The 14,769-nt window shown below is 57.7% G+C and carries 9 protein-coding genes and 1 tRNA gene; 3 read left to right on the top strand and 7 right to left on the bottom strand.

What is annotated here, in order from left to right:
* Window positions 1-3: 3 nt before the first annotated feature.
* Window positions 4-2,076, top strand: coding sequence for a transglutaminase TgpA family protein (locus E8K88_RS08675; RefSeq protein ID WP_168797286.1), 2,073 nt, complete (start codon window positions 4-6; stop codon window positions 2,074-2,076).
* Entirely contained in the window at window positions 2,073-3,329 is a 1,257-nt protein-coding gene (gene mltB, locus E8K88_RS08670; protein ID WP_136406258.1) for a lytic murein transglycosylase B, read from the top strand. Before E8K88_RS08675 ends, mltB begins: the two co-directional genes overlap by 4 nt.
* 56 nt (window positions 3,330-3,385) lie before the next feature.
* Here the strand turns inward: mltB and E8K88_RS08665 are convergent, their stop codons facing one another.
* A complete protein-coding gene (locus E8K88_RS08665) occupies window positions 3,386-4,717 on the bottom strand; it encodes a branched-chain amino acid ABC transporter substrate-binding protein (RefSeq protein WP_136406257.1) in 1,332 nt (443 codons plus the stop codon).
* Between the two features lie 521 nt (window positions 4,718-5,238).
* On the opposite strand from E8K88_RS08665, the gene E8K88_RS08660 reads away from it, so the two are divergent.
* On the top strand, window positions 5,239-5,997 hold the full coding sequence (locus E8K88_RS08660; protein WP_136406256.1) for a sulfite exporter TauE/SafE family protein: 759 nt from the start codon (window positions 5,239-5,241) through the stop codon (window positions 5,995-5,997).
* Between the two features lie 199 nt (window positions 5,998-6,196).
* Here E8K88_RS08660 and secA read toward each other — a convergent pair whose 3' ends face one another.
* The 6 genes from secA to E8K88_RS08625 all read right to left on the bottom strand — a co-directional run bounded on the left by secA (window position 6,197) and on the right by E8K88_RS08625 (window position 14,707).
* Window positions 6,197-8,923: a preprotein translocase subunit SecA gene (secA, locus tag E8K88_RS08655; protein WP_136406255.1), complete on the bottom strand. Its 2,727-nt coding sequence runs from the start codon at window positions 8,921-8,923 to the stop codon at window positions 6,197-6,199.
* Window positions 8,924-9,492: 569 nt separating this feature from the next.
* Entirely contained in the window at window positions 9,493-10,458 is a 966-nt protein-coding gene (locus E8K88_RS08650) for a M23 family metallopeptidase (protein WP_136406254.1), read from the bottom strand.
* 760 nt (window positions 10,459-11,218) lie between these two features.
* The gene (locus E8K88_RS08640) at window positions 11,219-12,175 is read right to left on the bottom strand and encodes a site-specific integrase (protein WP_168797285.1); all 957 of its coding nucleotides are present in this window, start codon (window positions 12,173-12,175) and stop codon (window positions 11,219-11,221) included.
* A gap of 144 nt (window positions 12,176-12,319) precedes the next feature.
* A tRNA-Thr gene (locus E8K88_RS08635) sits at window positions 12,320-12,395 on the bottom strand.
* A gap of 45 nt (window positions 12,396-12,440) precedes the next feature.
* Window positions 12,441-13,394, bottom strand: coding sequence for a ribosome biogenesis GTPase YlqF (gene ylqF / locus E8K88_RS08630; RefSeq protein ID WP_136406252.1), 954 nt, complete (start codon window positions 13,392-13,394; stop codon window positions 12,441-12,443).
* 392 nt (window positions 13,395-13,786) lie between these two features.
* Window positions 13,787-14,707, bottom strand: coding sequence for an SDR family NAD(P)-dependent oxidoreductase (locus tag E8K88_RS08625; RefSeq protein WP_136406251.1), 921 nt, complete (start codon window positions 14,705-14,707; stop codon window positions 13,787-13,789).
* Between the last annotated feature and the right edge of the window lie 62 nt (window positions 14,708-14,769).

Below are 14,769 nucleotides of genomic sequence, written 5' to 3'. Positions count from 1 at the left end.
CGCATGTCCACAGCCACCTTGCCTTGGCACCAACGGCTCTCACGCCAAGCGCGCGACGATTTATTCCTGCTGGCGGTCTTGACCATTCTGGTCATGCAGATGAGCCGTGTCTTGCCCATTTGGACAGCCATTTTTGCCCTGCTGTTGCTGGGCTGGCGCATCAGCCTCACTGTGCGCAGCAAAGCCTTGCCCAAACGCTGGCAACTGGTGGTTTTGCTGCTGCTGTCTGCCGCTGGAGTCGCTTTCGAGCTGGTTGCGAATGCCTCCATTTCTGGCGCTGCGCTGACCATGCTGCTGCTGCTATTGGTACTCAAAACCCTGGAGATGCAGGCCAGGCGTGATTCATTCGTGCTGTTTTTCCTGGGTTTTTTCTGCATTGTCACCACCTTCTTATTCGCCCAAAGCATGCTTGTTGCGCTGCTGATGGTGGTGGTGTTCTGCGGTTTGCTGACCGCCTTGGTCAATGCCCATAAGCCGGTCGGTAGGCCGCCGCTTTGGGAGTCGGCAAAGTCCGCCCTGCTGCTACTGGGCATTGGCCTGCCCTTGATTGCCACCTTGTACCTGGTGTTTCCACGCTTTGCGCCGCTCTGGGGTGTGCCCAATGCGCCCACGCAAGGCCGTACAGGCTTGTCGGGCGCGATGGAGGTCGGCACGATAGCCGATCTGGCGCAAAGCCGCGCCATCGCACTGCGTGTGCGCTTTGACGAGGACTCGCCTGTGCCTGAGCAGTCCCAAATGTATTTTCGCGGGCCAGTGCTCTCGCGTATCCAGGGCCGCAGTTGGCAGGCGCTTAATACAGGCCCAGTGAATGCCAAGGCGCCCGCTGGCAGCTATAGCAACCCATTTGTGCCACAAGGCCAGCCCGTGCGCTATGAATCTGTCGTGGAGGCGCACGGCCAGCGTTGGCTGCTGCCGCTTGACTGGATGCCCACTGCCCCCGAACGGGCCGCCGACATGCCTGCCACCAGTATGCTCAACCAAGAGCTGGTATGGAATAGCTACCGCCCCCTCAACAGCGCCAAACGCTACCAGACAACGAGCTATCTACAGGGGCAATACGCACAAGCAGCACAAGCCCAAGAATTAGCGCCTTACCTGCAGCTGCCAGAAAGCGACAATCCGCGCACCCGCACATGGGCAGCACAATTGCGCGCCAACATCGAGGCAGATGCCCAAATCCCTGCATCGCAACGAGATCGGGCACTGGTCGAGCATGTGCTGCAATTGCTGCGCCAAGACAACTACAGCTATACCTTGCAGCCGCCGCTCTACAGCGAAGACACTGCCGATGATTTCTGGTTTGTGCACCGCAGCGGTTTTTGCGAGCATATCGCCTCGGCCTATGCGGTGCTGATGCGTGCCGCTGGTATTCCAGCGCGCATTGTCACTGGCTACCAAGGTGGAGAAATCAACCCAGTCGACGGGGTCTTGATTGTGCGCCAATCCGATGCCCATGCCTGGGTAGAAGTGTGGCTGCCGCGCGAAGGCTGGGTGCGCATTGATCCCACCGGGGCGATTGCGCCCCAGCGCATCAATCTGACACAAACCGCAGCCTTGCAGAGCAGCGGCAGCGACGCACGCGCCGCAGCCTGGGGCAATGACATGCCCTGGCTCACGCGTTTGCAAGCCATCCAAGACGCCATGGACTACCGCTGGACCCAATGGGTGCTGAACTACGACCAGCGCAGCCAGCAGTCGCTATTGGAGAGCCTGGGCTTGCAGCGCCTGAACTGGCTGCAATTGGCTACGCTGAGCGTGGTCCTGGTGCTCGCCACCGGCTTGCTGTATTTGGTGTGGCCGTACTGGCGGCGCCAGGCACGCGATCCATGGGCGCAGCTCTTGACTTTGACCCAGACGCGTTTGCAGCAACAAGGCTTGCAACTGCCGGCCCACACACCGCCAGCGCGCATGGCGCAAGCGGCAGAAGGGTTTTTTGGTCCGCATGCGGCTGCCGATGTATCACAATGGTTGCTCGCGATGGATGCACTCCGTTATGCACGCCACTCTCCTGAGACACTGCCCGAGCTCAAGCGCCGCTGGCGACGCCTGAGCTGGCCCTCTAAGCCCCAGACATGATCACTCGCTTACAGCTGACTAAACCTGTGCCGCACTCCTTGAATTCCACCCTGCTGATGTCTGCTGGACCCCAGCGCAGGGCGTTCGGGCGTGCCTTGGTCAGCTGCGCGATGATCGCCGCCAGTGCGCTGCTGCCAACGTATGCGCAAGCGCAAAGCAGCCCAGCCGCGGCCTCGACAGCAGCAACCACCGCGGCCAGTCTGGCCAATTGGTCCCAACAAGTGCGCGAGTTTGCAGGCACCTTTGCCGCCGACCCCGAAATTCCCACCGCTTGGGCCATGCAAGTGTTGGGGCAGGCGCAGTACAACAAGCGGGTCAAACGTTTGATGACGCCTGCGCCTGGGACAACCTCCACGGTGCGCGACTGGCAGGCCTACCAGGCCCGCCTCGTCAGTGCTGCAAGGATTGAGTCGGGCGTGCAATTCTGGCGCCGTAACCGGGCCACCCTGGCCGATGTAGAGGCCCAGTGGGGCGTGCCAGCCAGTGTGATTGTCGGCATCATCGGCATTGAGACCTCGTATGGCCAGAATATGGGCAATATCCGGGTCTTGGATGCGCTGGCCACACTGGCGTTTGATTACCCGACCGAGCACCCCAGAGCCACCGAACGGGCCGCGTACTTTCGCAAAGAACTCGAGGAGTTCTTGCGCCTGTGCCACACCAATGGCCTGGATCCGCTAGCAGTGACTGGCAGCTTCGCTGGCGCCATGGGCATTCCCCAGTTCATGCCATCGAACTGGACTTTGTATGGCGAGGACTACAACCGCAGCGGTGCGGTCAATTTGATCAGCAGCACGGACGATGCGATTGCCTCGGTGGCCAATTACCTGCGTGCGCATGGCTGGCGCCCCAATCAACCGGCCTACTTTGAGGTCGACTTGCAGCAAACCACGCCAGAGCAAATGCGCACGCTGCTGGCGCCCGATATTTTGCCCAGCTTTGACATGGTGGGCTTGACCGCGCTGGGCGTGTCGCTGCTGCCAGCCAAGCAGCAGTACGACGGTCAAATGGCGCTGGTTGAGCTGAAAAACGGTGAGAACCCGCCCGAATACGTGATCGGCACCGAGAATTTTTATGCCGTCACGCGCTACAACCAATCGAGCTACTATGCACTGGCCGTTTTAAAACTGGGTGAGGCAGTGGAGCAGCGCCTCAAAGCCTTGCAACTGCCGGTTACGCCTGCTGCCACTGCGCCCAGTGCAGCGGCAGCACCTACGCCAACACCGCAGGCGAGCACGCCCAACAACGAATAACGGCGCAGCCCCCCCGCCCGCGCGGCTGCACCGTCAGCCTACCAACAAGCCGTGGCTCAGGAGGCGGCAGCTGGGCGCTGCATCTCACAGCTTGATGGCATTGCCGCCTGCTCTGGCGTGAAATGGCGAATCACCTCAAAACCATAACCTGAGCCTTCAACATCGAATGGCACGCTTGCGCTGCCTGATTTTTGCATGCGTCCCACCAACAAAGACTGCTGGAACTGGTGGTCGGCTGCGCGCATTGCGCCTTGTTGCCCGTACAAGGAGACTGCAACATCCTCCAGTGCAAAGGCCACCGCCTGTGGATCGGTGCTGCCAGCTTGCTCGATCGCCGCAGCCAAGGACTCAATCAGCAGCTGCATGCGCATATGCACATAATCATCGGCTGGGCGCGGGAAACGCTCACGGAACGCCTTGTAAAAAGCCGCACTGCCTTCGGTCGGGTTATTGGGCAGCCAGTCGGCCACCGCAATCACTTTGCCCACACCGGCATCGCCAATCGCGGCAGGCGCGCCCAATGCATTGCCATAGAACGTGTAGAAGTTGCCAGCAAAACCAACCTCGTTGGCGGCTTTGACAAACAGCGTCAGGTCGTTGCCCCAGTTGCCGGTGATCACTGCTTGCGCGCCGCTGGCCTTGATTTTCGCACCGTACGGGGCAAAGTCCTTGATGCGGCCAATCGGATGGTATTCTTCAGCAACAATTTCAATATCGGGGCGGCGCAGCTCCAGCTGGCGTCGCGCCTCACGCAGCACCGCATGGCCAAAACTGTAGTCCTGGCCAAACAAGTAGACTTTCTTCAGCTCGGTATCGGCCTGCAGAACCTCCATCAAGGCATTCATGCGCATATCGGCATGGGCATCAAAACGGAAATGCCAGAAGCTGCATTTTTCGTTTGTCAGTGCCGGGTCGACTGCCGAGTAATTCAAAAACACCATCGGCTTGTCAGGCGTGCGCCGGTTGTTTTTGTCCACAGCGTTCAAGATCGCCTCGGCAGTGGCAGAAGAATTGCCTTGCAACACAAATTGTGCACCAGCATCTTTGGCCGCTTGCAAGGCTGCCAAGGCTTCTTCGGTCTGGCCCTTGCTGTCAAAACGCACGATCTGCAGCGGCCTTGCGCCGCCGTGCTCTGGCGGCAACTGCACACCGCCGCGTGCATTGACGCGTTCGGTAGCCCACAGCAGATTGCGAAAAACGGCCTCGCCCGTGTTGGCAAAAGGACCTGACAGGCTTTCGACCAAGGCCAATTGAATCGGCGCACCACTGGGCGCGGTGGCTGCAGGCTGCGCCGCTTGCACGTTGTGTGCCTGCGCTGCCAGCATTGGCACAGCCATCCATACCGCAGCAGCCAGCGCGCGCGCGCCAGTCAGGCGGGGTAAATTCATAGACATCGCACACCTCGCAGTCAATCCAGCATTAAAAGTTGCAGCCAGCCAGCAAGCACGACCCAGAGCCCACTGTCACAGCGCATTGGCGGCATTATCTTTGGGTAAATTTGCTTATATAAGATTTATAGGTCTGCAAATACGCAGAAAACCAATAAGAAAATTAACAGCAATAAATAGATTTTATGGCCACTTGCTTCAAAAACTGCTTTTACAACGCCAAGCTCGCCGATCAGCATCGGTTGCTCGTTTTTGTAAAAATGCACATTTAATATGCAAATACGCATAATTGAAGGCTTTTGCACGCACACGGCCACATCAGCCTTGCCTGGCTTGCGATGGTGCAGGCGTTCGCAGCCATTTGGCGATGATCAGCTGGCTAAAGCGTGCAACACGCATCAACATCCAAACTGTGCGCCGCTTGGGTGCTGATTCTCAGCGCTTACTATGAGCCATTGGCAGCGTGATGCATCTATTGCGCCAGACCCAGCAAGCGCAAAACCACAGGATAATCGCTCGCCATGGAATGGATCATTGTCTCTCTCGCTTCACTGTTTGCCGGTTTTGTCGACGCCATTGTCGGCGGGGGCGGCCTCGTACTGGTGCCTGTGCTGTTTGCCGCCTATCCCAATGCGCTGCCAGCGACACTGCTGGGCACGAACAAATCCGGCGCCATTTGGGGCACGACGTTTTCGGCATGGAAGTACGCACGGCGTGTGACTTTTCGCTGGCACACCTTGCTGCCAGCCATTGGCGCAGCGTTTGTCGGCTCGATGCTGGGTGCCTGGGCCATCACTCTGGTATCGGCCGATTTCTTGCGCAAAGCCCTGCCGTTTGTGCTTTTGGCCGTCTTGCTCTATACATTGGCACGCAAGGATTTGGGCCAGGAAAGCCGCCCGATTGCCAATCCTGCCAAAGAGATCAGCTTGGGCGTTCTGATTGGCTTAATCGTGGGCTTTTACGATGGCTTTTTTGGCCCAGGTGCGGGCAGCTTCCTGGTGTTTGCGTTTGTGCGCATCCTGGGTTTTGATTTTCTCAATGCGGCAGCCAATGCCAAGCTGCTCAATATCGCCACCAATTTGGCCGCTATCTTGCTGCTGGGCTGGAAGGGCCATATTTGGTGGCACCTGGTGATCCCATTGGCGCTGAGCAATATTGTGGGCAGCTTTTTGGGCACAGCAATGGCACTGCGCTATGGCTCTGGCTTTGTACGCTGGATGTTTATTGGTGTAGTGGGCTTGCTGATTGTGCGTTCGGCCTGGGATGGCCTGCTGTCATAGAGCCTGTTCATTAAGACGTTGCAGCCGCTGCACACAGCGCTGCATTGGAGCTTGGCTCGCGACATCGCATGCGTGGTCTGCGCCAGCAGTCCATCCACAAATAAAAAAAGATGCCTCACAATCAAGGCATCTTTTTTTTCGCTCTCAGCGCAGCTGATTGAGCCGAGATGCAGGTGCCCGCTAGCACCTGCCATCTGATTTAGCTCAGCTGGCCATGGCACTGCTTGTACTTTTTGCCACTGCCACATGGGCAAGGGTCGTTGCGCCCCACGCGTGGCAGCTCTTCGGCGCTGGCATCAGCGAATGCAGCTTCTGCATTGGTGTGGTCGATCGCGCGTTGGGCCAAGGCTTCAGCCGCATCTTCCATTTGCGCCGCGGCTTGCTCCACTTGCTGCGGATCTTGAATTTTCACGCGCATGATGATGCGCGAAATTTCTGCACTGGCCGTATTAACCATCAAACGGAACAGCTCAAAGGCTTCGCGCTTGTATTCCTGCTTGGGCTGCTTTTGTGCAAAGCCACGCAAGTGGATACCTTGGCGCAAATAGTCCAGCGCGCTGAGGTGGTCACGCCAGGCATTGTCAAAGGTTTGCAGCAGCACAACGCGTTCAAAGTTGTTGAACTGCTCAGCACCGGCACGGGCCACTTTTTCTGCATAGGCTGCATGGGCTGCTTTCAACACCTCTTCATGAATGTCTTCGGCCGAGATCGAATCAGACGCCTGCACTTTGGCAACCAGATTCAAATGCAGATCCCATTCACTGGCCAATTCGGCATCCAGTGCGGCCAGATCCCACTGCTCTTCCATTGACTCTGGGGGCACATAACGGTTGAGCAAATCGGTGAAGGTCGCCTCACGCATACCGGCAATCGTGTCGCTGACGCTGGCCGAGTCGAGGATTTCGTTGCGCTGCGCGTAAACGACTTTGCGCTGCTCGTTGGAGACGTCGTCGTAGTCCAGCAATTGTTTGCGCACATCGAAGTTGCGCGCCTCCACTTTGCGCTGCGCCGACTCGATGCTGCGTGTGACCATGCCCGCTTCGATCGCCTCGCCTTCAGGCATTTTCAGGCGCTCCATGATCGCGCGCACGCGGTCACCAGCGAAAATACGCATCAGCGGATCATCCAGGCCCAAGTAAAAGCGTGAAGAGCCTGGATCGCCCTGGCGGCCCGAACGACCACGCAGCTGGTTGTCAATGCGGCGCGACTCATGGCGCTCGGTTGCGATGATGCGCAAACCGCCCAGCTCCTTGACCTTGGCATTGTCTTGCTTCCATTGCGCGCGCAAGGCGTCAATTTGCGCGGCCTTGTCTTCTTCAGACAGGTGTTCGCTGGCCTCAATCGCCGCAATGTCTTTTTCAATATTGCCACCCAGCACGATGTCGGTACCGCGACCGGCCATGTTGGTGGCAATTGTGATCATGCCTGCACGACCGGCCTGGGCAATGATCTCGGCTTCGCGCTCGTGCTGCTTGGCGTTGAGCACCTGGTGTGGCAAATTGGCCTGGGTCAGCAATTTGTCGATGATCTCGGAGTTCTCAATCGAGCTGGTGCCCACCAGCACTGGCTGGCCGCGCTCATGGCATTCGCGGATGTCTTCAATCGCCGCCGCGTATTTTTCCTTGGTGGTTTTGTAGACCCGGTCGAGCTGGTCATCGCGCTGGCTTTTGCGGTTCGGCGGGATGATCACCGTCTCGAGTGCGTAAATTTCCTGGAATTCGTATGCCTCGGTATCGGCCGTGCCGGTCATGCCCGAGAGCTTGTTGTACATACGGAAGTAGTTCTGGAACGTGATCGAGGCCATCGTCGTGTTCTCAGCCTGGATACGCACGCCTTCCTTGGCTTCCACCGCTTGGTGCAAGCCGTCGCTCCAGCGGCGCCCGGACATCAAACGACCGGTGAACTCGTCAACAATCACGACTTCATCGTTCTGCACCACGTAGTGCTCGTCGCGATTGAACAGCGTGTAGGCGCGCAACGCAGCGTACAAGTGGTGCACCAGCATGATGTTGCCAGGATCATAGAGCGAGGTGCCTTCAGCCAGCAGGCCTTGCTCAGACAGAATGCGCTCGGCAGTCTCGTAGCCTTGGTCAGTCAAATGCACCTGACGCGCTTTTTCATCGACTGTGTAGTCACCCGGTGTGAGCACGCCCTCACCGGTGCGTGGATCGGCCTCGCCCTCTTGCCGCGTCAGGCGCGGTGCGATGGCATTCATCGTCAGGTAGGTTTTGGTGTTGTCTTCGGCCGGGCCGCTAATGATCAAGGGCGTGCGCGCCTCGTCAATCAGAATCGAATCCACCTCATCGACAATCGCGTAATTCAGACCGCGCTGCACCCGGTCACGGGCTTCGTAGACCATGTTGTCGCGCAGGTAGTCAAAACCGTATTCGTTGTTGGTGCCGTAGGTGATGTCGGCGTTATAGGCCGCTTGCTTGACCTCTTTGGGCATGCTGGCCAGGTTGATACCCACGGTCAGACCCAGGAAATTGTAGAGACGGCCCATATTCTCGGCATCACGGCGGGCCAAGTAGTCGTTGACGGTCACCACATGCACGCCCTCTCCAGTCAAGGAGTTCAGATAGACGGGCAACGTGGAGGTCAAGGTCTTGCCTTCACCGGTGCGCATCTCGGCCACCTTGCCATAGTGCAAGGCCATGCCGCCGATCATCTGCACATCAAAGTGGCGCATCTTCATGACGCGCTTGGAAGCTTCGCGCACGACGGCAAAAGCCTCTGGCAGCAAGTCGTCAAGCGACTCGCCTTTGCCCAAACGGGCTTTAAATTCGGCCGTTTTGTCCGTCAGTGCTTGATCGCTGAGGGCTTCGTATTCAGACTCCATTGCATTGATACGTGCAACGGTTTTACGGTACTGTTTGAGCAACCTGTCGTTGCGGCTGCCGAAAAGCTTGGTGAGAAAGTTCGCCATGAAATTTACCGTCCCGCACGCCATATTTGCTGGGGGCAGCCGGTTCCTCAAAAGTCTAGTCTAAATAAAAAATCGAAAGCCAATAGTGACCGCCAACGCCTGCCATTCACAGAGACCAGGGTGCCCACTACAGCTAAGAAGCATCGCGCATTCTAACGGCAGCTTTTTCTTAACCAGGATTCATCCTAACCTAGCTGCCTCGCAACAGCTGCCATTGGCACCAGCCTCGTGCACTATAGCGGCTATTGCCATGGTGCCGAAATCCACAGCTTGGGGGCATAACCCCATGTTTCAAGATGCAAGCGCAAGAAAATAGGCCGCTGGAATGGCAAGCCCTATGGATCACAGAGTCGGCAATCGCGTGAAAAATCCAAACAACAGCAAATCATAGGCTTAAAACTGCGCACGCTTGGTGACAAGACCGTGCCATTGCGCCTTGCGCTCAGAGCCTGTTGGTGGTCTTTTCACAGTCGCGCAAGGCACACAAAAGAGGCAACGCAGTAATGTGCTTTGTTGTGCCTTGTCTTTTGGAGTTCAAAGCAGTCTGCGAAAAAAACATCAACAGGTTCTCAGCGGTTCTGTGCCAATAAATCCGACCAGGACGCTTGTTTGCCCGCTGTTAAAAAACGTTGCGGGTTCTGCTGCTGGCCATTGACCAAAACCTCAAAATGCAGATGCGGCCCGGTCGAGCGACCGGTACTGCCTACTTCAGCGATTTTTTCACCACGGCGCACCACATCGCCGCGCTTGGCCAACAGCTTCGAGGCATGGGCATAGCGGCTAATGACGCCATTGCCATGGTCAATTTCCAACATATTGCCGTAAGCGGCGTGGTATTGCTGCGTGATCACAATGCCCCCAGCTGCCGCCAAAATCGGCGTGCCCGTAGGCGCTTGGAAATCCAGCCCGGTATGCGTGGCTTTGCGCCCGGTCAACGGGTCAATGCGTGTGCCAAACGAAGAACCAACCTGGCGACCTGGCACTGGCTCTTGCGTCGGAATCATCCGCCACTCCAGCACATCGGAGAGAAAGCGGGTTTCTGCAACCATTAAAAAATCGGACTGGGCAGTCACATCGCTTTGGATGCGATCGAGCAAATTCATCAGCTCTGCAGACTCCATGGGCACATCATTGAACAGCGGCCCGCCCGCATCCAAAGACATCGACACCACATCCAGCTCGCCCGCCTCAGGCGCTGGCACACCGGCCAAATCCGAGACCCGTTCGGACATGGCTTGCAACTGCACCAGTTTGGCCTGCATCTCACCGACTCTGCGGGCCATTTCGTCGGTGTTCCTGCGCATCGCTGCACGCTCAGCAACCAAGGATTCATTGGCCTGGTTGGCCAGCCCCAGCACCCGGCTCATGGTCGAGGTTTGCGCGCTCCACTCGGTGCTGCGCAGCTGCGACTGCAGCACCAGCAAGGCCGCAGCACCAGCGAGCAAGGTCAGCAACAAGGCCAGCACCACGCTCACCAGCGGAAAGTTCAATGTATAGCTGCGCGATAAGCGCGCATCCGTCATAATCAATTGCATTACAGTGTCTTTGAATAGAGCCACAAGAAAAAGACGGTATTGCAGCAATACCGTCTCTCACCGTGGTGGCCCGTTGCCGCCACTCAGAAATTCAGTTCACAGTTCCACCACGCGGGACATCTCCACACGTGCCACGCAAACGTTCGCCATCGCATGCCAGGGCTGCTTATGCAGCAAGCCCGATCGGGCCTGCACGCCAAGTCCCTCAAACGCATATTGGTACATTGATTGGCCAATCGCCGCTATTGACGCAACTGACCCAGCAGGCCAGTCTGTCGGAACAATTGCTGCAATGCATACAGCCAGCATTGCCAATGGCCTTGCGCACATTTGTGCAAGCTGGCCCTATCGAGGGCCATCAATGGTGCCTTATTGTGCCAAACTCCGCGGCAGCGGCGAAACTTCGGCATTTGAGTCCCCATTTACTGCAAGTGCTGCAAGAGCAGCACCAGGCCAACAGGCCCGTGATTACACAGATACGGCTGCGTATCAGCGCCACGGTGGGATAAAAGCAGCTCCCTCCCTGCGAGCCGAGGGTTTGTGGTTGTGACTAGGCGCAAAGCGGCAGGCCGTACAACAGGCACAACCGGCTTTTACAACGGCATATCAAGGGTGGTGTTCGCGGCTCTGAATGTGGCAGCTCCAGCACAGCAATCGCTGTGCCCAGCCTGGCCCATCGGACTGCGCCACTGCGTGTGATGTGTGATGGTGGGAGTGCTCTGTGCTGCGACAAGCTGTTGACTGCACGCTCCTGGCCTGTCTAAATGGAGGCCATGGGGGCGGCCACCATGGCATCCAACTCAGCCGCCCACCATTGCAGCAATTCGAGGCGCTGGCTCAGCGTTTGCTGTTGATTGCCTGTGCCCGCCGCCTTCTTGCGCTTGTGCACATAGGCACTGTCGACGATGCGATGGTCCTTGCCTGCCGCCTGCGCTGCCGCGCTCAAGAGCGTGCGCAGGCCATTGGGTGTTTGCCTGCCTTTGTAACCCAGGCGGTCTAGCGCGTGGTTGAACGCCATATTGCCAACGGGCTTGGGCAGGCTCTTGCTGCGGCCAGGAAACAGAAATGGCCCAGTGGTTCGGTGGGCATGGAGCTCATGCAGCAATTGAATGGCCTGGGTTGGCAACGGCAGCAGAAAATCCTCGCGCTGTTTGTGACGGCCAGCTGCGACATTCCACAATCCCGCAGCAAGGTCAAACTCGGCCCATTCGGCTGCGCGCAATTCGGCCGGACGCACACCCAGCAGCAGCAGCAATTGCAAGCCTATCGCCATGGGCCGCACGGAATAAGCGCGCAGCGCGCGCAGCAGCGCCGGCAACTCGGCTGCAGAGACATGCGGGAAAGGGGCGCTCTTGCCTGGCACCAGAACGCTGTCCAGCTGGGCAAACGCCGGCTGCGCCATGATCGCAGGCGCTGGCGCATTGGCTGGTAGCAACGGCACGCCACGGCTCTTGGCCTCCTCAATCAGCTCAATGGCCATCTGGCGGGCAAACTGGCCGGTGAGCTGGTCTTGCGCTTTGCCAAAGTTACCCAGCTCGAGCCAAGACCATGTGCCGTCTTCTCGTTGATAGTGCAGCTGCCAGTCCTTCATGCCATTGGGCATGACACGCAGGTAAACACCATCTGCGTGGTGCTCACGGTACATCTGCGCTTCAGGCTCTAGGCTCTCGATCACCGCATCAGGCATGGGCCTGCGCTCGATATCTTGTCGTTTCATCTGTTGCATCCCTCGATCTGAAAATTGTATAGGGATGCACAAGGCCAGCAGGCAATCGCTTGATGTAACAGCGCACGCGACTTGGATCACTGCCTAGTGAAAAAGAAAAAGCCCACTTGTTTGCACAAGTGGGCTTTTTTGTTTTGGTGCCGGTTGTCGGATTCGAACTGACGACCTACCGCTTACAAGGCGGGTGCTCTACCAACTGAGCTAAACCGGCGAAGCACAGATTGTATAACAAAAAAAGCGCCTGTTTAGAAAAATTTCATTTTTTCTTTCGGCGCTTCTTATTTTGCTGCCGATCGAGCTCGTACTGCTCCTTGCGCAGGGTGCGCTCGGCATCCAGACGTTCACCGGTTTTCAGCCATTCCTCAAACTCCGCTGGAGTCTCCAGCGTGATGCGGCCCAGCATGCCAGAGCGAAAATCTTGCAAAATAATTTCAGCGGCTTTTTGCGCGTTGATGCGGCCACCGGGCATCAGCGCGCCGCGCTTGCGGCCAATCAACTCGAACAGCTCATGGTCAGGCATCGCCTGCACCTCAGCGACGTTGTCCACCACCTGGTAGCGCTCCAGCAAGACGCTGGCGTAATACTGTTGCAAATAGGCGATCAGCTCCAGCGCCACCAGCTCGTCATCAAACGCATTGCGGCCAATTGAGCCAGCAGCAGCCAGGTTGTAGCCACTTTGCGCAACGATGATGCGGGGCCACAAAACCCCTGGCGTGTCGAATAAATAAAAACCGTCCTGCAACGAAAAGCGTTGCTCTTGGCGGGTCACGCCAGGTTCATTGGCCGCCTTGGCCACGCGCCGCCCGACCATCGTATTGATCAAAGTCGATTTGCCTACGTTCGGAATACCGCAAATCAACACACGCATCGGCTTGACCATCGTGCCGCGCGTAGGCGCCAAATCGAGACAGGCTTCAATCATGGCCTTGGCCGGCGCCGTGTGGTGGCCATCCATCGCCACCGCCCTGGTGTTGTCTTGCTGGTTGTACCATTCAAGCCAGGCTTGCGTGCGGCTGGCATCGGCCAAGTCGGCCTTGTTGAGAATTTTCAGATTGGGCTTTTGCGCCAGCAGGTCACGCAGCATCGGATTGGCGCTGGACGCAGGCAGGCGTGCATCGACCATCTCAATGACCACATCAATGGTTTTAACCCGCTCGCCGATGGCTTTGCGGGTGAGGTGCATGTGGCCGGGAAACCATTGAATACTCATACAAACAGAACTTTATTCACAACGATGGAAAGCGCAAGTATCGCCCAGCCCTTGCGCCATTGCACCACCAGGCAGCGAAAAACCGCCAATTGGTCAGCATAAATCCATCAATCCGCCTGCGTATGCCACCAAAGCGTGTTCACCTTCCGCATGCAGACCGCGTTGGAGTCTAAAAGGATACGGTGCGCGTTGCAATCAACGGTCAGGCGCTCTGCCTGGCGAAAATTGCCAACATAGCAACATGGCATGGTGACAAAAGCTGGCAAAAGAGTTGTCAGGTGTGCGTTCTATAGGACGACCACAAACTCATAGCAATGGCTGCTACCTATATACCAGTTGAATTGGTGATCGAACCCTGTTTGAGCCAGGCAGGCTTGGCCTGCCAAGGCCGCTTAGCTTGCGCGCGACTGGTGCGCCGCCAGCGCTTTTTTGATCTCCAATTCGCCTTGCGCATGGCCACCAGCGGGCACGGTTTCACCAGCACGATCGAGCACCTCGGCCAAGCGGGTTGACAGCTCAGAATCGACATCCGGGCCCACGCCCAAATGGATGCCTTGCGTCAAGCTGATGTGGGCGGCCTCAAAGCTGCCTGCGCCAGCGCACAAAATCGCCCGTGTCGGCGCACTCTCATGCGCCAAAGCCAGCATCGCTGGCACCACGGCCGCAGGTTGCAACTGGGCCAGCACCTCTTCAGGCATCAGACCTTCAGTCATGCGAGTGGCTGCCGTTGGTGCCAAGGCATTGACATGGATGTGGTGTTTCGCGCCTTCCAGCGCCAGCGTTTGCATAAAACCCACTTGCGCCAGTTTGGCCGCGCCGTAATTGGTTTGGCCAAAATTGCCATACAAACCCGTTGACGAGGTAGTCATCACAATACGTCCGTATTGCTGCGCGACCATATGCTCCCAGACAGCCTTGGCGCAATACACCGCGCCCATCAAATGCACATCGACGACCAGGCGGAAATCGGCCATGTCCATTTTGGCAAAACTTTTGTCGCGCAAGATACCTGCGTTATTGACCAAGATATCCACACGGCCCCAGGCCTCAACCACCTGGGCCACCATCGCTTGCACGGCTTCAAAATCGGTAACCGAGGCGCCATTGGCCATGGCTTCACCGCCAAAGGCCTTGATTTCGTCAACCACTTGTTGCGCCGCCGACAGCGAGCCGCCTTCGCCTTTGACGCTTGCGCCCAAATCATTGACCAACACCTTGGCACCACGCCTGGCCAGCGCCAGCGCGTGCTCGCGCCCCAGGCCACCACCGGCTCCTGTCACAATGGCTACGCGGCCGTGAAAATCCAATGCCATTTCTTTGCTCCTTGATGTATCGTGTGTTGTGTGCCGCAGCAGGCCCAGCCACAACGGGCCAT

The sequence above is a fragment of the Lampropedia aestuarii genome, assembly GCF_004803635.1.
Taxonomy (GTDB): Bacteria; Pseudomonadota; Gammaproteobacteria; order Burkholderiales; family Burkholderiaceae_C; genus Lampropedia; species Lampropedia aestuarii.
The sequence above is the reverse complement of the archived record's forward strand: the minus strand, read 5'-3'. Positions and strand labels throughout refer to the sequence as shown.